This window comes from Actinomycetota bacterium, assembly GCA_030682655.1.
Taxonomy (GTDB): Bacteria; Actinomycetota; Coriobacteriia; order Anaerosomatales; family JAUXNU01; genus JAUXNU01.
In genome coordinates this window covers 1-26,177 of record JAUXNU010000009.1, presented here as the reverse complement: position 1 = coordinate 26,177, position 26,177 = coordinate 1, and the positions used below count along the sequence as shown (strand labels likewise).

Genomic DNA, 26,177 nt, shown 5'->3' with positions numbered 1-26,177 from the left:
TGCCGAACCGGCCCGGCGCGATGGAGTCGAAGGTCGCGGCCATCCGCGCCACGATCGCCGGCGGCATGGTCAGGGTGGCGGCGGTGGCGAACAGCTTGATCCGGTCAGTGACGGCGGCCAGCCCGGCCATCAGGGTGAAGCTCTCGAGGTTGTGCTCCCAGAATTGGGTCTTCCCCCCGAACCCGCGCAGCTTGATCATCGACAGGGCGAAGTCGAGGCCATAGCGGTCCGCCGCCTGGGTCACCTTCTTGTTCAGCTCGAACGACGGCATGTACTGCGGCGCCGTTTCGGAGATCAGCCAGCCGTTGTTGCCGATGGGAATGAAGACGCCGACTTCCATGGGGTGATCCTTCAGGAGGGCAGGGGCTCGCCGGACAGAAAGGCGATCAGGGTCGCATTGAACGCATCCGGAACCGTCGCCGTAAAGGCATGACCGCCCCATGGCGCCATATCGAGCACGGCGTTCGGCAGCCGGTCCGCCAGCCGCCGCGAGCACAGCGACGGAACCAGCATGTCGTCAGCGCTGGCGCTGACCAGCACCGGGCAGGCGATCTCGGCCAGCCGGTCGTCGATATCGAAGGCCAGCAGGGCGTTGATCCGGGCCAGCATATTGTCCCGGCCCTGGAAGCCGGAGAGGTGGTGGATCTCCTCCTCCGCGAGCCGCGTCGCATTCTCCGAGATCCAGTCCGCCGGATAGAGGAACAGCGGCTGCGCATGCACATAGGCCTCGGGGCCACTGTCGTTCAGCAGGCTGACCCGGGTCCGGAAGCAGCGGGCGATGTGCCGATCGGGACGGCTCCAGCCGTTGACGACCGTGAGACTCCGCACTTGCGACGGGCGGTCGAGCGCGAGCCGCAGGCCGGCCAGCCCGCCCGCCGCATGGCCGACGACGTGCGCCGCCTTCTCGCCCAGCGCGTCGATGACGCTCGCGAGGTCCCCCGCCATGTCGGAGACGGCATAGGACGCCGGCAGGTCGCGGTCGCTGCCTCCCGTGCCGCGATGGTCATAGAGCACGACCCGGAACCGCCCGGTCAGGGCCGCCATCTGCGGGGCGAAGAAGGCGCCCGATCCGCCCAGTCCGGCCGACAAGACCACCACGTCCCGGCTGTCATCCGGGCCGAAGCTGTGAATCTCGAAATGGACGCCGTCTGCGCGACCGGTCGTGACCAAGATCAGCGCTTGCCGATGTGGGCGATGGAGGCGATCTCGACCAGGAAGTCGGGTCGCACCAGACCGCAGACGATGCAGAACCGCGCCGGCTTCTCGCCCGGGAAATACTCCGCATAGACCTTGTTCATGGCCGCATAGTCGGCCCAGTCCTTGAGGAAGATGTGGTTCATCGTGACGTCGTCCATCGTGCCGCCGGCGGTCTCGATGACCGACTTGATGGTCTCCAGCACCGCGCGCGTCTGGCCCTCGGCGTCGCCGACATGGGCGACGTTGTTGTCCTTGTCGAAGGCCAGGGTGCCCGAGACATAGACGACCCCATCGGCCATCGTGCCGGGCGAGAAGGGGGCAATCGGCGTCTGGGTGCCGGGCGGGGTGATGACGGTCTTGGGCATGGTCGGTCTCCTGTCAGGCGGTCGGCGCGATCTGCCCGACGACGCCCTTGAAGTCGGCGACGCTGGAGACCCAGCCGAAGAAGGTTTCGATGTTGTAGAGGGCGGCCTGCTGCACGAATTCCGGCCCCGCCTGATGGGTGGCGTCCTCCAGTACGATGCCGAAATATTCGAGGAAGAAGCCGTCGCGAAGGGTCGATTCCACGCAGACATTGGTGGCGATGCCCACGAAGACCAGATTGCGGACGCCGCGCGACCGCAGCACGCTGTCCAGCTGCGAGTTGAAGAAGCCGCTGTACCGCGTCTTGTGCAGGACGATATCGCCCGGCTCGGGCTTCAGGCCATCGACGATCTCATAGTCCCAGCCGCCGCGCGCCAGAAGCTGGCCCTGCAGCTCCGGCCGCGCCCGCATGGTCTTCAGGGCGTTGGACTTGTGCCAGTTCGGCGACCCCGGCCCGCCCGCCTCGACATAGTCGGGGTCCCAGCCGTTCTGGAAATAGATCACCGGCATGCCGGCGCGCCGCGCCACCGCCAGCACCCCGCGGCTGTTGTCGATGACCCTCTGTGCCCCGGAGATGTCGAACCCCGCCAGATCGAGATAGCCCCCGGGCGAGGCGTAGGCGTTCTGCATGTCGATAACGATCACCGCCGTCTGGCTGACCGCGAGCGAAATGGGCTCGGGCCGTGCGGGCAAAAGGAAGGTGTCGTTGGCCGGGGCCATGCGTCGGCAAATCCTGCGATTGATCGACGGTCACCATGGCATAGGCTGCGGCGGCGCCAAACTGTCCGGGCGCGGAGCCGATGCCGCCATGTCCGATCGCCTGCCCGACGCCTCGCTGGACCAACTGTTCCTGACCGCGCGCACGCGCAACGGCTGGTCGCCGGAAGCGGTGTCGGAGGCCTTGATCCGCGAGGTCTATGACCTGGCCAAATGGGGACCGACCTCCGGAAACTGCTGCCCGGGGCGCTTCCTGTTCCTGACCAGCGAGGCGGCCAAACAGCGGCTGTCGCCCTTCATGTCCTCGGGCAACCGGGCCAAGACGCTGCAGGCGCCGGTCAATGTCGTCATCGGCTACGACCTGAATTTCGCCGTGCGGCTGCCAGAGCTCTATCCGCAGAACCCCGGCGCCGTCGGCTGGTTCGCCGATCCCGCCGTCGCCCGGGAAACCGCCCTGCGCAACGGTTCCCTGCAGGGCGCCTATCTGATGCTGGCGGCGCGATCCCTGGGGCTGGATTGCGGCCCGATGTCGGGGTTCAAGGCCGCCGGCGTGGACGAGGAATTCTTCTCCGGCACGCCATGGCGGACCAATTTCATCTGCAACATCGGCTACGGCACGGACGAGAACCTGCACCCCCGCAACCCGCGCCCGACCTTCGGTGAGGCCTGCGCGATCCTGTGAAGGGGCGGTTTGAAGAAAATGGCGCGCCCGGAACGATTCGAACGTCCGACCCTCAGATTCGTAGTGGGAGAGTGATGGACATAAGATATTGATCAAAAAAGATAATATGCGACACATTCTGTGTATGTGTAAGCAAGTGTGTAAATCGGGCCAGTTTCGCGCCGATCTGGCCGTGCCGGCGGATCAACACGCCAATTGCCCCGCCAATCATGAATAGGCGGGGCCGCCGCTCTTTCGAGCGGTAAGAAGCCATTGCGTTGCAATGGAAAAATGCCCCCGCAACCGTCGGGCGTCCCGCCCGACTTCGACCGTTTTCCTCCACCGTGGCTAGTCCAGGCACATACGCCACCGTTACGGCTCCGCCAGCGCGCAGATGCCGCGCTGGCTTCGGGGGTTCGCGGGTCTTCGACAATGCCGCTCACCCCAAAACGCTCGAAGTCGGGCGCTTCGCTCACACGCTGCCGCAGCCAATCATCACGGCGCAGATGCGCCGCGCTTCTTGGGCGGACAGCGGTGCCGACGGTTGCGGGGGTATACTCCTCCGTGTCGGGCCACGGATGACTTTGACGCCTACGGCGTGGGGCGTCAGTGACGCCCTCCGTAAGCCTTGCCCGCGAAGGCGGGGCTCGGCTTTCACACAAAATGGGCGCTGCTTGGGAAAGCAGCGCCCGGTAGTCGAGGCCAGTCGCCTAACTTGGCGACGCCTGTTCGCGCCGTTCGGCGCGATCGAAGACCTGTCGCCGGATCAGCGAGAGGGTGGCGAAATCGTCCGCTAGGTTCCTTTGGGGAACCGCACCGGCGAGCTTGCTGGCACGTTCGACTGCCACGACGAGGTCGGCCGCGATCGTCGTGAGTTTAAGAATGCCGCGGTTGATTTCGGCGCGGCGGGCGGTTTCTCCCGCCGGCGACGGGTCAAAGCGAACGCAGTCGTGTTCGTCGAGGAAAACGATCCCCATGCTTGGCTCCTAGCGGAATTGTTGAAGGGCTCCGCCGCAGAGCTTACCACAGGTTGTATAAATTATCAATCATTTCAGTATGTTAGGTGAGGTGTCGGGGTCTTCTGATCTTGTGGAACACGGCTCGACGAAGCCGGGGCTTGGTGGTTGTATTGAGGATTATCCTGAGGTGTTCCTGAATGACCCTTCGTCGCCTCTTGACCTTCGCGGCTGCGATTCTGCTGGCGGCGGCGGGCGGCGACGCCGCCGCCCAGGAGTCATCAACGCTTGCGATTGGCTGGGGAATGAACGGTCGCGCCACCACCTCCGGGCGACCCAGCGTGGAGGTGGCGTCCGCTTCGCGCGTTGCCGACGAGGTCGGATCGGTTCGTTACGAGGTCACCTGTCCGACTGAACGCAACCCCGATGGGTCGCTGGACGAGCGGATCGCGATAACAGACCAGCGGGGTGTCCGGATCACGCTTTCAAAGCCGGGCTTCGCCTACCGCGACATGGCGATCCTAAGCTTCCTGCTCGACGAAGGGCTGAGACGAGCTTGGAATGAATGCGTCATTCTTAACGGCATGTCCGGGGAGGACGGGCACAGCGTGGGTTGGATTGAAATCAGCGGGTCGACGCCGTCCGACGCGACGACGCGACCGCTCGTTCGCGCTGAGAAATTCGTCGGCGGGGTATTTCATACGTGGGGCGAAGTCATCGACGTTGAGTTCGACCGACAGAAGGAAGCGGCTGCTGCGGCCCAGGCCACCGAGCGTGAAGCCCAAGCGCAAGCGACGCGACAAGCTCAGTATCAAGCCCAGCAAAATGCCGGGGTCGCCCGTGCGGTCGAACGAGAGAACCAGCGCCAAGAGTCGCAGCGGGCTGCCGAGACCGCATTCGGTTGGTTCAAGCTGCTGTTGGCGGTGGGTGCGGTCTGGGCCTTGTGGTCGGCTCGGATTCCGATCCTTAGGGCTTGGTACGGGCTAACACCGCACCCGGCGCAGACGGCGGTCCAAGACGCGATTGCCTCAGGCCAACGGGTCGATGTCAACGCGGTGAGAGCCTCGCTGGGTCTTCAAGGGGCGAACGCTGTAGAACAGAGCGTTCGCGAGCAGCAACTGAAAGAAGCGACCGATCTGTTGAAGGCGCACCACGCGCAGCTCAACGCCGAAGCGGCGAACCGCGTCGCTGAAGCGGAGAGACGGGCCACCCAGCGGGCGCAAGCCGAACGGGACTATGATCTCGGCAAGGCTGAGGCGGACTTGCTCAAAGCCGTTCTGGAACATCAAACTGCGGCAGCTCGTGTCGAGGCCCTGAGAAAGCGGAGCACCAAGGATGACTGACACCCCAAAGAGCCGCGCGGTCATTCAAGGGCAGGTGTTGCCGCCGCTACCGGCGCAGCGGTTCCCGTCGGCCCCGCTCGGTATTCCGCTTCTCGCCCTCATCAAGAACTCCTGGGATGAGCGCCAACTCGATTCCTACACGGCAGTTGAGGAGGCTATCAGCCGCCACCTCGAAGTGCTCCGTGGGCAGGTGGAGCTCAAGGGCCGGCTGATGGAGACCCATGCCCGTTGGGAAGGCCGCCTGTCGCGTATCGACAAGATTCGCGACATCGCCGCCGCCGAGGTCGATGAGGAACTGGACACGATCCAGCGCCGAGCAAGACTGAACGCCAAGCGCGAGGATCTGGAACTCGCGCGCCTCGAATACGAACTGAAGGCGGCCAGGAAGGCCAGCGATGATCTGGACAAGGCTCCGGCCGCGACTGCCGACCGGACTACGAGGGCGCAGCTTGAGGCGGCGCTGTCGGAGGTCAGGGAAATCGAGAGCGCCCTTGACGGGTATATCGCGCATCTTTTGGAGCGCGCTGGAGGCGAGGCTCAGCTTTCGGAGGACGAGCGCCGCCACGTCGATATGGTTCGGATGCTCAAGGCCAATAAGGTGGCCGACCTCTACGACCGCCTGAACCATGACTCTTGAGCTGGGCCGGACCCGCCGGAAACGACTCGTCCTCACCGACGAAGAAAGGTCGCGTCACGTTCATATCGTGGGCGCGAGCGGGACGGGAAAGTCCAAACTCGTCGAGTCGATGATTCGGCAGGACATTCTCGCGGGTCGGGGCCTCTGCCTGATTGATCCGCACGGCACACTTGCCGAAGCGACGGCGGCATGGTGCGCGAGCCGGGGTCTTGATCAGTATCGCAAGATACACGTCATCGAGCCGGGGAATCTGGACTGGTGCGCTGGGTTCAATCCTCTCCGACTGGATGGCCAAACCGAAACGGCGGTGCGGGTGGACGCCATGGTCGCGGCCTGCGCCCAGGTCTGGGGTGGGGAGAACACGAACGCGACGCCGCTGCTCAAGAAATGTCTGAGGGCCGTTTTCTACACCCTCGCCATTCGCAATCTCACACTGGCCGAGGCCCCGATCCTGACCTCCAGTGAATCCGATCTTCGGCGGTCCCTGATCGCCGATTTGCCCGACCCGGTCTTCAATGCCGTCTGGCGCGACTTCGACGCCCTCTCGCGCCGGGAATTCTACGAGCAGTTTTCGAGTACCAATAACCGGCTGCTGGAAGTCCTGAGTTCGCCGGTCGTACGCCGCATCGTCGGTCAGCGAGACCGCGCGCTTGATCTGCGAGCCGTAATGGACGCGGGCGAAATCGTCATCGTCAACCTGGCCCCCAAGGGCGTTCTGTCGGCGGACAACGGACGCCTGCTGGGAACGCTGCTGACCAGCGAGCTCTTTCTTCAGGCGGTGCGCCGCGACGAGGCCACGGCGCGCCGGCGTCCGTTCACACTCTATATCGACGAGTGCTACGACTACCTCACGAGCGATATCGAGCGGATGCTCGACCAGACCCGCAAATTCGGCCTTCATCTGGTGCTCTCTCACCAGAGGCTCGGCCAACTGCGGGACCGCTCGGAGGCCATCTACAACGGCGTCATGGCGGGCGGTCAGACCAAGATCGTGTTCGGCGGACTGACGGACGACGACGCCGCGATCATGGCGCGCGAGGTGCTGCGCACCAGCTTCAATCTGGAGCAGCCCAAACATGTTCTCGACAAGCCGGTCGTGGTCGACGAAGTGCCGTTCTGGCTGGAATCGGAGAGCGAGAGCGAGACTTGGGGAACGAGCAGAACAACGGGCGATAGCTACCAGTACGGCTCGACCTCAGGCGGCTCGGACGGTCTCGGCGAGACCTATGATCTTCAGGGCAATGTCACCGGTCGGTCGTCTTCGGCGGGGTCGAGCGGGGGCTCATCGGAGGGCTGGGGTTCCAGTTCCAGCGAAAGCACCAGCCAAGGCGGAGGGCGTACATCCGGCCGCTCCCAGACCTTGAAACCCGTGCGCGTCACCATGCCGACAGCCGTCCACTCCCTGGAAGAGGCGACCCATCTGGCCATCATCAAACTGCGCGAATTGCCGAACCGCGCGGCCATCGTCCGACGCCGGGGGAAGCCTCCGGTGCGCATCCGCACCCCTGAGATCAAACCCGCCCTGGCGTCGAACGATGGCGTCAATCGCTTCCTGAATCGCACGCGTACTGGCAGCCCCTATCTGTCGGTCATGGCCGATGCCGATGCTGAGATTTCGGATCGGACGAAGGCCATGGGCGTCGTCGCGCCCCAGACTACTGACGGCAACGCCTTCTGGACCGAGGCGAGTTAGGGAGGCCGTGGGGACGGTTCGTAAATCCTATCCCCGGTTTCGACGCGAGGGCGGAGCTCCGCGGATCGTCCTCACCGAAGACGACTTCGCGATCCTGCTTTGCATCTATCGACACCGCTTCGTGCGCGCGGACGATCTCTATCGGCTCTTCGTCCACCGGAGCCGGGATCGACTGTCGCGGCGTCTCACCTGGCTCTACCGCAATCAGTTCCTCGATCGGCCCATCGCCCAGATCGACCGGTTCCGCGAGGGGCCGACGCAGGCGCTTGTTTACGGGCTCGATAACGCAGGCGCACGCGTCGTTGCCGAACGGTTCGGGGTACCGACCGGCTCAGCCGACTGGCGCTCACGCAATCGAGCCTTCACTCGCGAAAATCTGGACCACACCCTCGCCGTCACGCGATTCATGGTGGATCTGGAGTTGGCGTGTCGGGAGCGGCAGGGCGTGTGCCTGATGGCGTTTGATGAGATCCTTGTCGGCGCGCCCGAGACAACCCGGCGAGCGCCATTTCCGGGTCGCTGGGCCGTGCCGGTGTCCTGGAGCATGGGGCGAACCGAGGTCCAGGTGATGCCGGACGGGATTTTCGGCCTTCGCGTCACGAGGACCGACGGCTCGGCCGTTGAATCCTTCTTGTTCCTGGAGATTGATCGCGGTGGCATGACCATCGTGCCAACGGCGCGAGGCCGAGAGAGCGAGGGTTTTCTCTATCGCGCCACCGTCCTGCGTAAGCTTCTCGCATATGCAGAGAGTTGGCGGCGGAGCCTGCACAAGGAACGGTTCGGCCTTCCCAACGCTCGCACTCTCTTCCTCACAACCACGGAAGCCCGCGCCGAAGCAATGCGCTCAGCAGCGGAGGCTCATGTTCTGAATAGGATCCAAATACCCGGCGGCGCATTCCTATTTGGAGCATCCGACTACGGTCGCGAGCCGACCACAGCAGTGTTTTCGGATTCTTTCGGCAACGCCACGCTGCTCCTTCCGTAGCGAGGTCCGTCTACCGCCTGCGCCAGCGACCCCTCGGCCGCGTGGACAATCCGGATGCGGCACCCCTGACAGCGGACAAGTTCGACTATCCTGGCTGACAATGGGCCAGGCACGTCATTGCCGCGCGGTAAGCCACCCGCTACCCTTGGGTTGACCGCTCGGCCGCTTGGGCTAGGAAATGTGCGGAGGGGCTCTGTCGTCATGAGTACGCTGTCGTGCAAAGTCGGGCGACCTTGAGACAGGTTGCGCAGCTCACGAGTGACTGGGGAGCTTGGGAGGCGGTTTCTCTGTATCTCGACCGCTGTCAGGTCGATACGCCTGACGCGTTGGTCAGGGCGGCGTGGGCGCATGTGCATGAAGCCCGACCTCATGTCGGCAAGGTGCTGGACTTCGGCGCCGGCGATGGCCGTTTCGCCCGGTACGGCAACTACGACGAATATATCGGCTACGAGGTCGACGCAGATCGCTGTCTCGGGGCGACGTTGCCACCCAATGCAAAGCTCATCAATCAATGCGCTTTCCGCGAAGTCCTTGAGGACGCGGACGTATGCATCGGGAATCCGCCCTTCGTCCGGAACCAGGACCTCCCTACGGGCTGGCGCGCCCTTGCGTCCCAAGTCCTCAAGAGCCGGGCAGGCCTTACGCTTTCAGGCTTGGCCAACGCTTGGCAGTATTTTTTTCTGCTGTCTTTGATCAGCTGCAAGCCGGACGGACTGGTGGCCGTGGTCATCCCCTACGAATGGGTATCTCGACCGTCGGTGAAGGACTTGAGGGACTACATCCGAAGCCAAGGCTGGGGTGTCCGGGTCTATCGCCTTATCGACACGACCTTCGACAGCGTGCTGACAACCTCGTCAATCACCATCATCGACAAGTCGACGTCTGCCGGAAGCTGGAAATTTTTCGAGGAGACATGTGACGGCGTGTGGGCGGAGATGCTGTCAGAAAGTGGGTCAACTTCTGGCGTCATACCCTACCGCCGACGGGCCGATATCGGAGCCGCCGAGCCACGCGCCATGCGCGGCTTGAGTCCCGGCACCCAAAAGGTTCTGACCCTGACCGAGGCGGAGCGCGTGCGGTTTGGTCTTGAGATTGCTTCGGACGTTGTGCCTTGCGTGACCACCTTGCGCGGCGTGCCTGGGGAAGTCCGGGAACTGGACGGACCGGCGTTTCGAACCCACTTCCGCAATGCGGGCCAGAAATGTTGGCTCATACGCACGGACCGTGCGCCCACGCGCAATCTCGCCGCCTATCTGAATAACGTGCCCGAGGCGGCCTACCAGACCGCAACGTGTCTCGAGCGGGATGTGTGGTGGCGGTTCAATATGCCGCCGGTGCCCGACGTCTTGATGGCGCAGAGTTTCCGCGATGACTATCCCAAGGCCATCATCAACGCCGTCAAGGCCCGCGCCGTAGGCGGTGTTTGCGGCATCTACAATCTCGACTCGGCGCGAGCCCAAGCCGTGGCGGCAGGGCTTGGCGGCTTGAATATTCGAGATCGGATCGTGGCCCACTCCAATGGGTTGAGGAAGATCGAGATAAATCAGATCAACGCTCTCCTGCTCGACGCTTTCGGAGACGGGGGCCTTGGCGGATCATGAGCACAGATCAGGACATCGTAGACAAAGGGACCTTGGGCTTTACGATCGAGAGCCGGGTGCTGCGCGAGCTGGGTGAAAGGCTCGTCAAACAGCCTGAAGTCGCCATCGTCGAACTGATCAAGAACGCCTACGACGCCGACGCCACGGAGTGCACGGTCACCTATAGTCCGAGCCAAACCCTTGTCGTCGCCGACAATGGTCTTGGCATGTCGTTCAGTCAGTTCCGTGACGGTTGGATGCGGATTGGGACAAGCGCCAAGGAGGGCGTACGCCTGACAGATCGATACTACCGCCTGATCACCGGCGAAAAAGGCATTGGACGATTTGCGGTCCGCTTCTTGGGCCGAGCGCTCGCCTTGGCGAGCGTGGCGGACGATGCTGAACGCGGGTTTCGGACCCGCCTTGTGGCGACGTTCGACTGGCCAAAGTTCGATCAGCATGCAGACCTCGGTCTGGTGAAGGTTCCCTATACGGTCGAGCGGGTCGGGGACGACACGCCGCTCGGTACCTCGCTCATGATCACCAAGATTCGCTCCGAAGCGCGCCGCCTAGATCTGAAAAAGGTGCGCACAGGCTCCATCAACATCCTGACGCCGCTCCGCTCGTTGTTTCGGGAGGCGACCGGAGAGGAAGTCGAAGGCGGTATTGATGCGTCAGCGCATGACCCGGGCTTCAGCCTGAACATCCAGGGCGCAGACGAAATCGCGGAGGATGTGGCGGGCGAAATACTCGACGCCTACAGCCTGAGGGCTGTCCTGGATCTGAAGGGCGATCAACTCGATCTGCGGGTGTACCGTCGGGGTAGCCGCTCACCCTATTTGAAGTTGGTTGACACCTATCCCAACGGGATAGGGAACGTCTACGCCGACATCCGTTTCTTCCCCCGCCGCGAGGGTGCCTTCTCGGGCCTGCCGGTTGACGGACGTCATGCCTACAGCTGGATCGTCGCCAACGCCGGCGTAGCGGTGTTCGACCGGAATTTTCGTGTCCAGCCTTATGGTGGCGCTAAGGACGATTGGCTCGCGTTGCAGGCGGACACCGCTCGCAACCGTCGCGATCCCAGATCGTCGGTCTCAGTCAAACATTTCCCCATGTCGAAGGAGGTCAGGGCGGCCCCGTCGGAAAACTGGATGATCCGCCTGCCGCAGTCAGCCCAGCTCATTGGTCTTGTTCAGGTTCAGGGCAAGCGGAATGCCGAACTGGCCGAGCAGGACGAGGATCAGGAGGACCGCGGACTGATCGCTTCCGCCGACCGTGAAGGCTTCGTCGAGAACAGCACCTTCGAGGAGTTCACCGACGTGGTCCGAGGGGCTGTCGAGGCGATCGCGTTCGCCGACCGGAAACTACAGCAAGAGGAAGACCAGCGACTGCGCGACGAGCTGGCGGCCAGTCTCAAGCGAGATACCCAGACGGCGATCCGGGAGATTCGCGCCGATCCGAACATCGCGAGGCCTACGAAGGATCGCATCGTCGCCGTCCTGGCGGATCAACAGAAGCGCGCGGACGTCCAGGAAGAGACGTCACGAGAACGCGAACGTCAGCTTGAAGTCATGAGTCTGCTCGGCGTGGTCGCGGGCTTCATGACCCACGAGTTCGGCGTGGCGATCCAGGAGCTGGAATCGACCCAGCAGGAACTGATTGCGTTGGCGAAAGACAATCCCCGTTTTCAGCCCGCCGTCGAGAGTTTTGCGGTTCACATCGCGAGCCTCAACGAGTTCGTCAAATACTCGTCGGGGTATATTCAAGGCACCAAGGTCGCGCCTTTGGTCGCCTATCCCGTACGTCCTCGGTTGCAGCGGGTGAAGCGGATCTTCGGGCGCTATGCGGAGGAACGCAACATCGACGTTGAGATCAGCGCTGAGCCGGACCTCATGGCACCCCTTGTCCCTGCATCTCTGTATGATGGGATCGCGCTCAACCTCTACACCAACGCCCTGAAGGCCGTGACCGGCAAGACGAGCGTCGAGCGCGGCGTCATTGCCTTCCGCAGTTGGAATGAGGGCCGCTGGCACTATCTCGAAGTATCCGACACCGGAGTTGGCATCCCGGGCCCGCTGCAGAGTCGGGTCTTCGATCCGCTGTTTACAACCACGGCGTCGCGCAACGATCCCTTGGGGTCTGGAATGGGCTTGGGTCTCGCACTCGTTCGACGTGGGGCGGAAGCCTTCGGCGGAAAGGCGGAGCTGACGCCTCCGCCGCCCAATTTCGCCACTTGCATTCGCGTACGTCTCCCCATCAGCTCGGAGCGCTCCGCCGGATGACCGACCTTCCGTCCATTCTCTTGATCGACGACAATGAACAGCTCCTTGAAGGTCTCAGCGCCAAGCTTCGCGAAAGGCTCGGGGATGAGCCGGTCGATATCCAGACGTGGATGCCGGCGACGGTCGATGAGGATCCTGAAGCATCGTTCAAGGCCCGCATCAACGACAACACGGTTTTCGTTGTCACGGACTACGACCTGACCTCCAAGGGGCTTCGAGGTCTGTTCGGCGTCAGTATCGTGGCCTGGAGCCAGATGGCTGCGGTGCCGGTTGGCGATTTCTCAAGAGGGCACCGAGAATCGTTGCCCAAAGAGCCCAATCTCTTTGCCCTGAAAGTCCCGCCGAATGACGAGGAAGGCGCGACCTTCATTGCGGCGATTTATTTTGGATTTCGTGCGCTTGCCGCAGGCCTCCAGCAGCAGCCCGAACTGTTAAGGGAGAAGCGAAGCCTAGCCGGGGTGTTGGCCGCCTTGCTCAACCGGCCGCATCTGGAAAGCCAGTTTGCACTTTACATGTCACGCTTGGGCGCGGCCAACGCGGGCCTCATTGAGAGGTTGCGGACTTTGAGCGTCGAGGAAGACCACGACCTGCATGCCATGCAGAAGTTGATGAGCTACTTGTTGGGACATGTTCTCGCGAACTCGATCCTAAGGTTTCCCGGTCCCCTGCTGAGTGATCAAGCCCTCACCGCCTATTGCGCGACCTCCATGGCGGAAGCTGATGCGTTGGCGGGTGTGTTCGCTGACGCCCGCTACGACGGGCCCTTTTCCGGGGTCGGCCGCTTCTTCTGGCGCGAAGACGTAGACGCCACCGTAGAAGGGCTCGGTGCAGGCCCGGACCCCGACAACTTCGAGGGTTTCGCCGATTTCAATCGCGCCGTTGTCGAGACCCTTCTGGCCCGCAAATTAGCCAATCACGATTGCGGTCGATGCGGGGGTGTAAAGGGTGGATTTTGGTGCCCCTTCATGAAGCGACCGGTTTGCGAGCGGGGTGATTGTTCCGTTCCATCCAGTAGCTGGATCCCTCAAGGGGCCCTGCTTACGCGGGTGGAGCGAGACTTCTATGACGAACTCGCTCCACTGATGGGTCTTTGAGACGCCGCATGAACCCAGACGCACACCGTGTTCAAAACAGAGTCCACATTGCATGGAACAAGGCTCTTCTCGGCATGCGCCAGATGGAGCAGGGGGCCGTTGTCCGACCGGAAAACGGCTACGATGTCTTCCGTGTCGATCGGGACGCCCCCGACGATGTCGTCAAACTGAACGTCGGGCCTGTGGTGTTCAATGTGCCTGAACGTGCCAACCGCGGTCGCTCGGACCTATACGTTGTGGTCGAGGGCTGGCTCGTGTTCGAGGGCGACTTCGCTGGTGCGGCCCCGTTGAAGACCCAGAGCTACGGCACTAACGTCGCCTATTTTAAGCGTCGCGGCCCCGACCTCGAACAAGTCTACGGGGCCCACTACGATATGGATGAGGCGCGCTTCGCCCATCCGGTCTTCCACGCTCAGATAGGTGCCAAGCTCGATCTCGGCCAAGCGGTGAAGGATCAGTTTCATCTCGATCTCAACTTGGTTTCAAGGATGGGCACTATCCTGGCTAACGTTCGACTGCCGTCAGCTCAGATGGATGTCTTCGCAGCGATGATCCAAATTTGCGCCGATCATTTGGTTGGCCAACATTCGGCTACTGAGGTCCACGCGGCGTTCACCGGCCTCAGGGGTGCGAGCGACTTTCTAACCGGAGCGGCCCATCGGCTCGCTTACCTCAATGCGCCGGAGCCCGCGAACTGCTATCAGTCTCGCCATTGGTACGCGTCGCCAATCGCGGTGTAGCGCAGTCCGAAGATTTGCGGCGACATCGTGCAAGGATGGAAGCAAGCTAGTATTGCGGGACGCCGCCGTTCGCAGGCACTGGCAAACCAGAACCGGAGCCTTCCCGTGACAGACCAGTCCGCCAGCTTGACCTCTCGCGTTGAAGCTCTCCGCGAATTTCTGAAGGTGGATCGTCGCTATGCCTACCGCGTCGGGGGCGATCAGGCCGCCGTCGATCAGCGGACCGCGGCGATAGACGATCATCTCGCGACCCTCAATGCCTTATCCAAACTCATTCGTTCCTAAAGGCTGCGCTGGCGGATCAACTCTGGCCATCACAACGGCGGCCGTTGGTGTCAGTGTTCTCTAGCCGGACGTTTCGCAGCTGATGGAAACCTGACGACAGGGGTCGTGCGTCCGCTGAATGGCGGGCTCGGCGTGCCGTCGATCATCACCTTCACATAGAGGTCGCGATTGGCGAGGCTGATCAGGTCGAGGACGCCAAACGTCGGCTGAAACTCCCTCGCCATCACTTCGGCGTCCTGCGCTCCGACGCGAAATGAGATCACGGTGCCGACGTTGCCCAGGACGGCGTGTCGGATATCCGGCTCAAGCTGGTGCAGGTGCTGATGTGCCAGTGTCAGGCCCACGCCGTATTTGCGCATCTCCGTGAGCATGTTCACGAACGCAAGCGTGGTGAAGCTCTGGAACTCGTCGATGTAGAGAAAGAACGGCCGGCGGGCCTCGGCCGGCGTTTCGGCCCGGCTTAGTGCCGCAAGCCCTATGGTCGAGGCGATGAAGCCGCCCAAGAGGGCCGCACCATCCTCGCCGAGCCGTCCCTTGGCCAGGTTCACGACGAGCGCCCCGCCTTCGTCCATGGTCCTGCGGAAATGAATGTCGCGCTCGGGCGCGACCAAGACGCGATAGAGGCGCGGATCGGTCAGGAGCGCGCCCAGCTTGTTCTGAATGGGCGCGCACGCCTCGGCGCGAAGGCGGTCGGGATACAGGGCGAATTCATGGGTCCAGAAGCGCCGGACAACGGTGTTGCGTATGCTGGCGACAACCTGTTTGCGAAAAGTCTCGTCGGAATAGAGCCGGAGAATATCGGTAAGCGTCGATCCGTCCCGCTCCAGAAGCGCATAGAGGCTGTTGCGAAGCACATGCTCCATGCGCACTCCCCATGCGTCCGGCCACAGCTTCTTCAGGGCGTCGAGAAAGCCCGAGGCTGCGAGCGGAATTTTATCGTCACGGACCCGGCGCAGCGGATTGTAGCCGAGGGGCTGGGTTGGATCGGCAGCGTCCAGATAGTTGAGCTGCTCCCCTAGGACTGGACGCGCCTCATCGCGAAGGCGCTCCGCCAAGTCCCCGTGCGGGTCGATAAGGGCGAACCCGCGTCCCGCCGCCAAGTCTTGTCGCGCGAGCACCTCAAGGAGCGTCGATTTGCCGACGCCCGTCTTGCCGATCACGTACACATGCGACAGCCGGTCGGTTTGCCGTATGCCGAAACGTAGGCCCCGGCGATGGAAGTTGGTTCGGCCGAAGTATGAGACTGCGTCTCTCGGGTCGCTTGGCATTCAAGTAGTGTGCGCCTAGGCCTCGGCTTGGCCCGAGGGCACTTTATGGAGCGCGCATCTGGCCGGTCCCGAGCTGTCGGACGTGAGCGATTAATAATCAGCCCCGACCGGGGTCGGGGCTGAGGGTCAGTAGGGCGCGGCTCCTACCCGCAGGTAGGTCGCCGCTTCGCTTGCCAGACGAGCTGCACCAAAGATGGCTCGCTTGTCGGTATCGAGGATGGAGAGCCAACCTGAGAGGTATGCGGCGTGATCGGGCCGGGGCTCGTTCGAGATCGAGAAGTCGGCGCAGAGGAACGCCGCCCCGAGCTCCGCCACGAGCTCCTCCATCGCATAGGCGTCGTCGCCGAAGCGCTTGCCGAATGTGCGATCCAGACGGTGGGGCGCTCCCGTCCAATGCGTGAGCTCATGCAGAAGCGTGCCGTAGTAGGACTCCGTTGGCGTGCTGGTGGGCGTGCCAACGAATTTCGCGGTCGCCGGCATCCGAATGTAATCCTCGGACGGGATGTAGGCGGCGACCGAGCCACCTTCTCGGATCTCTGCCCCGATCTGAGCTACAGACTGCTCAACGGCATTGATGCGCCTTACAAGCGAGGTCTGGAGCGGCAAATCGAGCGCCCATCCGTCGACCTGTTCGGCGTTGAACACGGGCGACGCTCTGGCGACGAGACGCCCGTTCACGTCCTCGCCTTCTTCCGGCTCGTTGGCTTCGAGCTTCTTGTAGAAGACGATGGTGGATGCCTGCTCGCCGCGCCTGACCTGGGCTCCGAGGGTCGCCCATTGTCGATAAGTCGCCCAATGTCCGGAGCCGTAGCCTCGGACGCAGGCTTCGGCCCAGAGCGCCACGACATTGATGCCCCGGTAGGTTGCCCCCGTGAGGGCATTGGTTGGCTTCCCAACCGCCGCACCTCCTCCATGCCAGGGCATGACAAAGTCGCTGGCTCCCTGCTCGATCGCGAGGATGATCGAGTCCGTGATGGTCTCGTAGACGCTGCTGGTGCTGTGTGAATGAACGGTGCTGTCCATGATGTGGCCCTCCTTCGTGCCGGGGAAGGCCGTGCGAACACGGCACTCTCCGGCGCGAAGGAAGTCGGGACAGCTCTGCGGACATCATCCGCGGCGGTCGCGCTTGGCGACAGGGGGCACTCTATGCGTAAGGCGCATGAAGCTCGCAGAGGCCTCCTGCCCAGAACCACGCAGGGGCCCAGAGGCTACGACCGAAAACGACGCATAGCTCTGCCATATTGACTCCCTCGCCTATTGGGCGAACGATGCAATCTGAGGGGGAGCGGTATCATGCGGTCACTACTCAAATGGGTTTCAGCGCTGGCAGCGCTCGCTTCCCCAGTCTTGGCGCAAGACGCCCAGACCTATCTCTATGATGCAAACGGACGGCTCATCGCCGCGACTACGGCGAGGCCGACGTCGGGAGCCTACGCCAGCTATGCACTGGATGACGCCGACAATCGCACGGCCCGCGACGCCTATGCGACGACAGGCCCCACAGTCGCTGGCAAGCTCTTGAGCGGCGAGAGCCTGGTGCCGACCCAGTCGATCGCCAACGGCTCTTACACTCTGACCTTGCAGCCGAGCGGCGATCTGGTGGTGACCGGTCCCTCAGGTGTGGTCCAGCACAGCTGCACTGGCACGGGTCGTTCGCTGTATGCGCGGATGGAGACCAACGGCAATCTCGTCGTCCGCGATGTGGCCGGGACCATCCTTTGGCAGAGCAATACTGGCTCCTACGCCGGGGCCGAGCTGTTCCTAAACAGCGACGGGACCTTTGAGGTGAAGAGCGGTGGCGTGACCCGCTGGTCAGGGACTGTAACCGGCGGGGGGTGTTTCTAATGCGGCGACTTAACGTGATTGCAGGCTTGCTCGCTGGCCTGTCGTTTGCAGCCTTGGCCACCGCCGTATCGGCCCAGCAGCAGCCGATTCCACCCGATCACTACACACTTGATCCTCGCGGAGTGGATCTTGTCACCGGGAGCTTCAACTTTGGCACGACCGAGGTGGTCATCGGCCAGCCCGGCGCGGGTGGCCTAGCTTATGGTCGGATTTGGACCAACAACGGTTGGCGCGATTCTCTGATCGGTGGAATCAGTTTCCAACCGGGCGAGATGATCGTTAGCGTAGGGCCGATCTCCGAGTTGTTCGTTCCCGACACTGCGACGGGCCTGACCTGGGTCTCCAAGTACGATAACGGCTCGACAGTAATTATGGACGTCGGCTCCACCACGATCACGGATCGCTACGGAAATGTCACCATCTTTGACATTCCCGCGCTATCTCCAGACGACAATCCGTACGGTGCGACTGGCGGCTTGCCGACTAGCGTCACCTCCACGGACGGGTCGGTTATCACCTACACCTATCAAGAGAGGCAAAAGTGCTTCGAGTACATGGGCGGCCGCTGCGTCGACTGGCGACCCGTGTTTCGTATTTCTGCCGTAACGACCAATCGCGGCTATATGATCAAATATGCCTATGGGTCGGACGACCCCCAGAATGCAGCGTACTGGCGGGTTGCCAATGTCCGCGGCATCAACCTGGCGGTCGACTGGTGTGATGCCTCAGCGGACAGTTGCACCAGCTTCACCGAAACCTGGCCGAGCGTCAGCTATGACAGCGCGGAACCACCGCTCACAGCGACTGACCAATCAAGCCGGGTCACTACCTACAGCTACAGCAACACCCAGCTCGCCACCGTCCGCTATCCCGGCGCAACGGCGGATGATGTCGCCGTCGCCTACAACGCCTCGCCCGACTTCCGCGTCAACGCCGTTACCGACGCCTCGGGCGCCTGGACCTATGGCTATTCGACCAGCGGAACGAACCAGACCACTTCCGTCGCCGGACCTCTCGGCCAGTCTCTGACAGCGGTAGTCGACATGACCACCGGCCGCCTGACATCGGCGACCGATGCGCTATCCAACACTTGGTCGTACCAATACGATTCCGATCTGCGCGTCACCCGTGTGACCCAGCCCGAGGGCGACTACGCCAGCTATACCTACGGAGCCCGTAGCAATCTCACCGGCACAACTTGGACCTCGAAGGGCAACACCATTGCTGCCATCACGGCCTCCACAACATACCCGGCCGACTGCACTGTTTCACCCATCACTCCCGCTACCTGCAATCGACCGCTTTCTACTACCGATGCGCTTGGCGCCGTCACCGACTACGACTGGGATGAAACCACCGGCCAGCTAGTCAGCGTCACGGCCCCTGCCCCAACCAGCGGCGCACCGCGGCCCCAGACCCGTTTCACCTACGATGACTTTCAGGCCCGCTATCACAATGGCACCTCGACCTTCGTCAACGGCTCGGCCATCGTCTTGCCGATCGAGGTGTCTGCCTGCTCCACCGGCACCAGCTGCGACGGCGCGGACAATGAGATCCTGACAACCATCTCATATCCCGGCACAGGATCAGCCAATAACCTGCTTCCGCTCTCAATCGGCCAAGGCTCTGGCACAATACCTACCATGGCCGTCACAGCCACGACCTGGACAGCCGACGGCGACGTCGCGAGTGCGGACGGCCCCCTGTCGGGCACGGCGGATACGGTCACGTTCATCCGCGATGATGCTCGTCAGCTCATCGGCGTTATCGGCCCCGACCCCGATGGTGGCGGCGCGCTGCTGAACCGCGCCCAGCGCCTGACTTACAACAGCCGAGGCCAAGTCACGCTGACCGAGATCGGCACAGCCTCAGGGGGGACTTGGGCTAATTTTTCGCCTCTGCTGAAGAGCCAGACCACCTATGACGCCGCGCAGTTCTTCCGGCCGGTAGAGGCGCGACAGCTCTCGGCCGGCGGCGCAGTCTCGGGTGTGCAGTCCGTGACATATGACACCGCCGGCCGGCCGTCCTGCACTGCTACTAGAATGAACCCAGCCAGCTATTCGTCGCTGCCGACCTCTGCCTGCACTGCGGCCTCGACAGGTGGGTTCGGGCCAGACCGCATCGCCCAGCGTACGTATGACGCTGTCGGACGAGTTCTGACGTCGACCTCGGCTTACGGGACGGCGGATTCCATGACAGAGAGTGTGACCTATACCGCCAATGGTCTGACGGCATCCCTCACTGATGGCCAAGGTAATGTGTCCATTATGGAATACGACGCCTTCGACCGGCTGATAAAGTTGCGCTATCCCAACTCCACAGGGGGCGGAACCTCAACCACCGACTATGCGACGTGGACTTGGAATGCTGCTGGCCAGCCAACGAGCAGTCGGGATAGGGCGGGCGGGACTACAAGCTACACTTGGGATCTCCTCGGCCGGCTTATAGACGTCGGTCCGCCGTCGGGTACGCCGGGGTCGACCGCCGCTTTCGACAATCTGGGCCGGCAGACTTCGATCAGCACCGTGCCATCATCGATCACGGTCAACACGGCTTACGACGCCCTTTCGCGTCCTGTAAGCCAGGGAACGACCGGTTTGGGGTCAATGCTCTTTACCCATGACCCCGCGGGCCGGTTGATGCGAATCGAATGGCCTGATGGCTTCCAAGCCGAATACGCTTACGATCTGACTGGCGCAGTCGCTGGCATTGATCAGCATGTACCGCCCGCGGCAGCCGTGGCTCTGGCGGCCTATGCCTATAATAACCTTGGTCAGTTGACCGGGGTAACCCGCAACGGGGGCTCGGGGGCGTCCAGCAGCTTTGACTACGATGACTGGGCGCGTTTGGAGCTACTGTCCCATGACGCTAGCGGTACCGGCGAGGATTTGAGCATACTCTATAGCTACAACCCCGCTGGCCAGATCGTAGAACGCACAGTCAGCAATGACGACTATGTCTGGACCCCCGCTACCGGTGGAACTTCCTATACGCTGAATGGTCTGAACCAGATCACTACGGCGGGTGGAGCCTCAGTGACCTATGACGCCAACCAGAACGTCACCGGAGTCCTCGGCAACACCTATGGCTATGACGCCGCCAACAACCTCAATGCGGCGACTCCTTCCGGGGGACCCGCTGCGGCCTTCGTATTCGATCCGCTCAGCCGCCTGGCATCCAGCGCCGTCTCCTCTACGACAACTCGCTACCAGTACGCAGGCCAGCAATTGGTTACGGAATATGACGCGTCGGGCGCGGTGGCTCGCCGCTATGTGCCAGGCCTCGGATTGGACGGTGTTGTGACCGCCTATACCGGCGCGGGCGTGACCACCCGCGACTGGTTGCTGGCCGACGAGCGGAGCTCGGTGGTGGCCCTGACGAACTCAACCGGTGTGGTCTCCAGCATTAACCGCTATGACGAATACGGTGTCCCGGCCTCCGGCAATGCCGGCCGTTTCCAGTACACCGGCCAAGCTTGGCTGCCTGAAGCCGGGGCTTACCACTATCGAGCTCGGACTTATCTCCCGCAGACTGGGCGGTTCCTACAGACTGATCCAATCGGTTATGGGGCTGGTTCGAACCTGTATGCCTATGTGGGAGCGGATCCGGTTAACTGGGCGGATCCGTCCGGGTTGGTTCCCAGAGAATATCGCTGCATTGTTAGCATAGACAGGATCACAGAAACGTACGGGGGCATTACATACAACGTATACTATGAAGTGGGCTACGGGACCTGCATGGTCGATCTAGACGAGGGCGCAGGAGGGCAGCCTTCGGCCGGAGGAGACGGTCAAGGTGGCGGTGCCGCTGAGCTAGACGAGGTTGTAGTAACTGCCAGCAGGGCCAATCGACTGGCTGACGTCCGCCTAAATTTCAACCTCCCCGCCCCGCGCGAGCAGCTTTGGGTGGTAACCGCAAGTGGACAGATCATTTTCGTGCCAACGCGAGCCGAATTTATTAGAGACTCTTGCGGCAATGAACTCGGCACCAATGTGCCCCGCCCAGGCTTTGCCATGCCCTCCACCATACTGGCTCTCATACACACGCACCCCAGATGGGCGGCTGCTTGGCCGGCAGCCGGAGACTATGATTCCGCGCAGAGTTGGAGCGTGTATGGATTGCACGATGGTGGGGCGTGGGTCCTGAGGAGGGGTGCGGCCCGTGGGTCGGCACCAATCACATTGTTGGGTTCAGCCCCATCGCGTCCAGTAGGAGGAGGAGGCGGATGTCGTCGTCGATAGATCGGGCCAAACGGCAGACAAAAAGATTTGTATGCGGCACGATTATCGGCGCTGCCTTGGCAGCTTGCGCCAGCGTCCCCGACCCAGACTTCGAGCTAGTGCTCAACGCTGACACAACCCAACTAGAAGGTTGGTTGTGGACTGGCGGAGAGTGGATGATTTTTCCTCACCGACGAGGATACGATCCTTACACAACGATCGAGCAAGAGCGATGCGTCAGCGTCATAAATTCAACAGGTCAGTCTCAGCGAGACCTTACAAAGCTAAACGGGAAAGCCGTAGAGATTCAAGGATTTGCTATAAGATACGACAGCCTTCCTATCGGAACGGACGTTGCTGACGTTCTCTTGTCCAAAAGGTACTATCAGAATTCACCGGTACAGAATTCATGCCTGCGAGATTATATATTTGTGGCGACAAGTGCTGTAATAAGCTAAGTGAATAATAACGGAGCTGATCACTGCTCTGCGAGAGGCCTCCAGACTCCGCTACCTCGACAGGACAGAACCCGCGTTGAACGGTCGATGCGGTGGAGCGGTGTCCGCGAGCTAGATGGGGGCACTCGATTCCTGTTCCGCCTCAAGCACCCCCATTATCCGAGGTACGATCTGACGCGGTGCACCGGACCGGAATCGAACTGCTTGTCTATTGCTTCAGGGCTTCAAGGAGTTGGTCAAGCAGTGCGCCCTTGACCCTCGGGTGTCCGGTGCCGCTTGGGACGAATAGAATGCCCTCCTTTCGAGGTTCGGCTCGAAACGGTGCACATCGAATAAAGGGACCCCTTGACGCCCTTATCCAAATTCTGGGCCGCCATCGGATAACTAGGTCTCGTTCGTCCTTCCAAGTTCAGGAATGGAATCGAGACCTCACTAGTCGCGATCCATGCTTTGGAGCACGCGAAGGTACATGGCTTCGACGATCGCCTTCTGATCTGAGCCGACTTGGGCGTAGTGGTCGAGACCGGGGGCGGCATTGATCTCGATGATCGAATAGCTGCTGAGCGGAGCGTCTAGAGGCCCTGGAGTCAGGAGGTCTACGCCGCACAAGCGTAAGCCCATGTCCTTGGTAAGTCTTACTGCCAACGCCGCGACTGAAGGGTGTATACCAGACGTAACATCCACCGCATCGCCACCGGAAGACAGGTTGGCATTGTCGAGGAGGTAGACTGTCTCCCCCTTTTGAGGGACGGACGTCCGAGACATGCCGTACCTGCCGATCTTCTTATCAATGCGAGGGTCGTCCATCTTTAGGACCGTGTCTCGACCTGTCGCTACGAACAGCCGCTGCTTTGCTTCCATCAGCTCGTTGATCGAAAGCTTGCCGTCTCCGACGACATTGAGAGGGATGCGTTCGTAGGCAGAAATCACGTCGTTATCGAGCACGACGATCCGATAGTCGCGGCCGGCGATGACCTTTTGAACGAGTGCTACCCGATCGCCCGTGAATGCCGCCTTCAGCGCGGAACGCAGTTCGCGTTTGTTACCTGCAACGACGACGTTGCGACCCTGGCTCCCGCTATTGGGTTTGACCATGACGGGAAAGCCGAGCTCTCGGGCATAGATGTAGGCTTCGTCAAAACCCTTCTCCACGCCGATCGCTTGGCCCCACGCCGGCGAGTAGAACGTATCGCCGGGGATCGTCTCGTACCCCATCGAGCGCATGAAAAAGTTTGCGTAGTCCTTGTCCTTCGCAACCTCGGACGACCCAAGCGAATTCAGGTCAATGCTAGAGAAGCGAAAATACCGCTTTCGGCCCGACGGGAAGGAGATTTGCCCCGCGATTCCCCAGTTTGGTTCGACGAGTAGCGTCGCCCCAATCCTCGGGGCTATTTCCGCGAATAGTTCCGCGAGAAGCGGTACCCGTTGAAGCTTTGCCATCTGGGTATCCTATCATCGCGTTTCGGTGTCGGCCTCGGTCTTTTGTGCAGGGTCGATTTCCCGACACACCACTTTCGTCTAAGACCCGCTCACCCCAGCGAATGAGAAGAAGTGCGTGCTTGCGAAGCGCCTCTCGGGCCTCTTCTCGTTGTTCGGACGTGGCGTTCGGAATGTAGCGATCAATGATGAGGTCGCCGGGCCGATGGCCGGGTAGGTGGTTTGTTTCCATAGACCCCCAGCCTGAGTTCTCTGGAAATTTTGATCAAGCAACCTTCGCGTCCTTGGGTACGCTTGCCACGAGTTTTTGATACAACTTCATCGCGTTGAGCGTGCCCGTGCGTCGAGTTCCTGTTGGTATGCAGGGCACGAATAAAGTGCCCTCCTTTCGAGTTTCGACTCGAAACGGTCCACCGCAGTGAGAAATTCGCCATTTGGCGATCTCGTCGAACGGAAATCGCAAGGCAAAGCCTAGCGTTTTTCCCTGTGCGACAAGGTTCGAGGTCGCATCCTGAACCGCATCGCGCTTTTCCGGCGCAAACCCAGAATCGAACCGCAGGTAAGCCGTTTGGCCGAGTTCGAGCTTTTCGAGGAGGTCGGAGGCTGGCCCCTTGGTGTTCGGGCTCTCCAAGGCGTCGAGGAGACCGCGCTTTTCGACAAGCAGCGCCGCCTTCCGGTGCTCGAATGTCTCCTTGTCTATCGTGGCGTCGAGGAACGCGTCTGTAAGGCGCGTGAGGCGGTCGTTGCACCTGCCCACGGCCATGTGGAGCTGATCGCGCCTCGTCGCCGCCTCATCGACCTCAGAGGCCATTGCATCGGCAGCCAGGTCGCGCAGCTCCTTTAGTTCAGCCTCATCGAACGCCAGCAATGCCAGAAGCTCCCTGACGCTCTGCTCGATATTCGTTCCGCGAAGTGAGGTGCCGCGACAGGTGGGCATATGGCAACGATAGTAGACGTGGCCCTTCTGGCGTTCGCCGACGAGCGACCGACCGCAACCGTCGCAGCGGATCAGCCGGCGGAACACAAAATCATGGCGCTCCACCGCTTCGCTCAGTCGTCCCGACAGGATGCCTTGGACTCGCTCGAACAATGCTTTGGTTACAAGCGGCTGATGGCAGCCCTCAAACGTCTCGCCGGTTCGCGCGATGCGAATGATGCCCATGTAGAAGGGGTTGCGGAGTATCCACGAGATGCCGTTCTTGGAGAACCCGCGTCCGGTCCGTCCGACGAGGCCGCGCGCGTGCATTTCGGCGCGCAAGGTGTCGAGCGTGTAGCGCCCCGTGCTGTAGCGCTCGAACGCCTCTCGAACGAGCGGCCCCCTCAGCGGGCAGATTTCCTTGGCCTTGGCCTTTCCCCGGTCGAGGTAGCCTGCAGGGGCTGGGAGGGGGTAGAAGCCCTGCTTGAGGCGTCCGTAGAAGCCCTTGCGGACCTCCTGTTTGAGGTTGCGGATATAGTCGGCGGATACGACCGCTTGGATGTCGGCCGAAAGCCGGCCGCCGCGCGAGGCGAGGTCGATGCTTTCGTGGGCGAAGTGGACCTCGACGCCCTGGTCGATCAGCTCGCCTAGATGCGCCCAGTCTTTGAGGTTGCGGGCGCTGCGGTCGATCTTGTGGATAATGACCCCGGCGGCTTGGCCCTTGCCAAGCTCAGCGAGCATCCGGTTGAACATCCGCCGTCCGATCTTGGCGGCGGTCTCCATCTCCTCGAACCAGTCCGCAATGAGAAGGCCGTGCCGAGAGGCATACGCTTCGATGGCGCTTTTCTGCTCCTGAAGTGATGAGCCGCGCTCGCCCTGCTTCACTGTCGAGACGCGGGTGTAGGCGAAGTATGCCTTCATAGAGACGGTTCATCGATTTTACGGCGCCTAGCGGATTCTGGCGAATTGGCGGCTCGTTCAAACAGTGCTCGCTCGCCCCAGCGGATGAGCAAGAGAGCGTGTTTGCGAAGCACCTCCCGCGCCTCCTCGCGTGCCTCCGGTGTGGCGTTCGGCAGGTAGCGGTCGAGGATCAGATCACCCGGCTTGCGGTCGCTTTCCATTCGGAAAGCCTGCCGTCCACGCGGCTTCCGGGCCAGGGGGCACCTGAAGCGCCGTCAGCATGAAGTGCCCTCTACGACGGCGGGGGGCCAGGACCCAGACTGGTGTCATGGCCACCGCGAAGCCCACGCCCATCGTCTCGCGCATCTGCGAGGACGGAACGCTTGTCGAAGCCCTCTACGATGTCCTGAAGTCCTCAACGTCCCTGGCGGTCCGAACTCCGGACGGTCGCGTGTCTGTTGACGTGACCCCCGTTTCTCATCCAGCCATAACGAGAGTCCTCTGGTGATCTGAGCTGGGGTTGGTGGGGTTAGCAAGAGGCCGGTCTGCGCAGCCATCAACCAGCGCAGCAGGCCGGCCGATCTGTCCGGTTAGCGCCCG

At 62.0% G+C, this 26,177-nt stretch carries 21 protein-coding genes; 11 read left to right on the top strand and 10 right to left on the bottom strand.

What is annotated here, in order from left to right:
• The 4 genes from Q8K99_00435 to rutB form a co-directional block, all read right to left on the bottom strand.
• A partial coding sequence (locus Q8K99_00435) for an LLM class flavin-dependent oxidoreductase (GenBank protein MDP2181022.1) occupies nucleotides 1-340 on the bottom strand: 340 nt, incomplete at its 3' end.
• An 11-nt stretch (nucleotides 341-351) separates the two neighbouring features.
• On the bottom strand, nucleotides 352-1,176 hold the full coding sequence (gene rutD, locus Q8K99_00430; protein ID MDP2181021.1) for a pyrimidine utilization protein D: 825 nt from the start codon (nucleotides 1,174-1,176) through the stop codon (nucleotides 352-354).
• Complete coding sequence (gene rutC / locus Q8K99_00425) at nucleotides 1,173-1,562, bottom strand: pyrimidine utilization protein C (GenBank protein MDP2181020.1); 390 nt, start codon at nucleotides 1,560-1,562, stop codon at nucleotides 1,173-1,175. Before rutC ends, rutD begins: the two co-directional genes overlap by 4 nt.
• Before the next feature lie 13 nt (nucleotides 1,563-1,575).
• Complete coding sequence (gene rutB, locus Q8K99_00420) at nucleotides 1,576-2,280, bottom strand: pyrimidine utilization protein B (GenBank protein MDP2181019.1); 705 nt, start codon at nucleotides 2,278-2,280, stop codon at nucleotides 1,576-1,578.
• A gap of 88 nt (nucleotides 2,281-2,368) precedes the next feature.
• On the opposite strand from rutB, the gene Q8K99_00415 reads away from it, so the two are divergent.
• On the top strand, nucleotides 2,369-2,959 hold the full coding sequence (locus tag Q8K99_00415) for a malonic semialdehyde reductase (GenBank protein MDP2181018.1): 591 nt from the start codon (nucleotides 2,369-2,371) through the stop codon (nucleotides 2,957-2,959).
• 689 nt (nucleotides 2,960-3,648) lie between these two features.
• Here Q8K99_00415 and Q8K99_00410 read toward each other — a convergent pair.
• Entirely contained in the window at nucleotides 3,649-3,915 is a 267-nt protein-coding gene (locus Q8K99_00410; GenBank protein ID MDP2181017.1) for a hypothetical protein, read from the bottom strand.
• A 179-nt stretch (nucleotides 3,916-4,094) separates the two neighbouring features.
• On the opposite strand from Q8K99_00410, the gene Q8K99_00405 reads away from it, so the two are divergent.
• From Q8K99_00405 to Q8K99_00370, 8 genes are all read left to right on the top strand, one after another.
• Complete coding sequence (locus Q8K99_00405) at nucleotides 4,095-5,237, top strand: hypothetical protein (protein MDP2181016.1); 1,143 nt, start codon at nucleotides 4,095-4,097, stop codon at nucleotides 5,235-5,237.
• The gene (locus Q8K99_00400) at nucleotides 5,230-5,874 is read left to right on the top strand and encodes a hypothetical protein (GenBank protein ID MDP2181015.1); all 645 of its coding nucleotides are present in this window, start codon (nucleotides 5,230-5,232) and stop codon (nucleotides 5,872-5,874) included. Before Q8K99_00405 ends, Q8K99_00400 begins: the two co-directional genes overlap by 8 nt.
• Nucleotides 5,864-7,567, top strand: coding sequence for a DUF87 domain-containing protein (locus Q8K99_00395; protein MDP2181014.1), 1,704 nt, complete (start codon nucleotides 5,864-5,866; stop codon nucleotides 7,565-7,567). The genes Q8K99_00400 and Q8K99_00395 overlap by 11 nt, the downstream gene beginning before the upstream one ends.
• 7 nt (nucleotides 7,568-7,574) lie before the next feature.
• Complete coding sequence (locus Q8K99_00390) at nucleotides 7,575-8,552, top strand: replication-relaxation family protein (GenBank protein ID MDP2181013.1); 978 nt, start codon at nucleotides 7,575-7,577, stop codon at nucleotides 8,550-8,552.
• Nucleotides 8,553-8,767: 215 nt separating this feature from the next.
• Nucleotides 8,768-10,153: a class I SAM-dependent methyltransferase gene (locus tag Q8K99_00385; protein MDP2181012.1), complete on the top strand. Its 1,386-nt coding sequence runs from the start codon at nucleotides 8,768-8,770 to the stop codon at nucleotides 10,151-10,153.
• A complete protein-coding gene (locus Q8K99_00380; GenBank protein ID MDP2181011.1) occupies nucleotides 10,150-12,414 on the top strand; it encodes a sensor histidine kinase in 2,265 nt (754 codons plus the stop codon). The genes Q8K99_00385 and Q8K99_00380 overlap by 4 nt, the downstream gene beginning before the upstream one ends.
• Nucleotides 12,411-13,508 (top strand): hypothetical protein, encoded by a 1,098-nt coding sequence (locus Q8K99_00375; protein MDP2181010.1) that lies wholly within the window; start codon nucleotides 12,411-12,413, stop codon nucleotides 13,506-13,508. The genes Q8K99_00380 and Q8K99_00375 overlap by 4 nt, the downstream gene beginning before the upstream one ends.
• 8 nt (nucleotides 13,509-13,516) lie before the next feature.
• Nucleotides 13,517-14,248 carry a hypothetical protein gene (locus Q8K99_00370; GenBank protein MDP2181009.1) on the top strand — a complete coding sequence of 244 codons (732 nt, stop codon included), beginning with the start codon at nucleotides 13,517-13,519 and terminating at the stop codon, nucleotides 14,246-14,248.
• A 335-nt stretch (nucleotides 14,249-14,583) separates the two neighbouring features.
• Here Q8K99_00370 and Q8K99_00365 read toward each other — a convergent pair whose 3' ends face one another.
• Complete coding sequence (locus Q8K99_00365; protein ID MDP2181008.1) at nucleotides 14,584-15,801, bottom strand: type IV secretion system DNA-binding domain-containing protein; 1,218 nt, start codon at nucleotides 15,799-15,801, stop codon at nucleotides 14,584-14,586.
• A gap of 126 nt (nucleotides 15,802-15,927) precedes the next feature.
• The gene (locus Q8K99_00360) at nucleotides 15,928-16,824 is read right to left on the bottom strand and encodes a zincin-like metallopeptidase domain-containing protein (protein ID MDP2181007.1); all 897 of its coding nucleotides are present in this window, start codon (nucleotides 16,822-16,824) and stop codon (nucleotides 15,928-15,930) included.
• A 270-nt stretch (nucleotides 16,825-17,094) separates the two neighbouring features.
• On the opposite strand from Q8K99_00360, the gene Q8K99_00355 reads away from it, so the two are divergent.
• Both Q8K99_00355 and Q8K99_00350 read left to right on the top strand, forming a co-directional pair.
• Entirely contained in the window at nucleotides 17,095-17,646 is a 552-nt protein-coding gene (locus Q8K99_00355; protein MDP2181006.1) for a hypothetical protein, read from the top strand.
• Nucleotides 17,646-21,887, top strand: coding sequence for an RHS repeat-associated core domain-containing protein (locus Q8K99_00350; protein MDP2181005.1), 4,242 nt, complete (start codon nucleotides 17,646-17,648; stop codon nucleotides 21,885-21,887). Before Q8K99_00355 ends, Q8K99_00350 begins: the two co-directional genes overlap by 1 nt.
• Before the next feature lie 869 nt (nucleotides 21,888-22,756).
• Here the strand turns inward: Q8K99_00350 and Q8K99_00345 are convergent.
• The 3 genes from Q8K99_00345 to Q8K99_00335 form a co-directional block, all read right to left on the bottom strand.
• Nucleotides 22,757-23,764: a cyanophycin synthetase gene (locus Q8K99_00345; GenBank protein ID MDP2181004.1), complete on the bottom strand. Its 1,008-nt coding sequence runs from the start codon at nucleotides 23,762-23,764 to the stop codon at nucleotides 22,757-22,759.
• Between the two features lie 262 nt (nucleotides 23,765-24,026).
• Complete coding sequence (locus tag Q8K99_00340) at nucleotides 24,027-25,598, bottom strand: recombinase family protein (GenBank protein MDP2181003.1); 1,572 nt, start codon at nucleotides 25,596-25,598, stop codon at nucleotides 24,027-24,029.
• Nucleotides 25,595-25,798 (bottom strand): hypothetical protein, encoded by a 204-nt coding sequence (locus Q8K99_00335; GenBank protein ID MDP2181002.1) that lies wholly within the window; start codon nucleotides 25,796-25,798, stop codon nucleotides 25,595-25,597. Before Q8K99_00335 ends, Q8K99_00340 begins: the two co-directional genes overlap by 4 nt.
• Nucleotides 25,799-26,177: the final 379 nt, after the last annotated feature.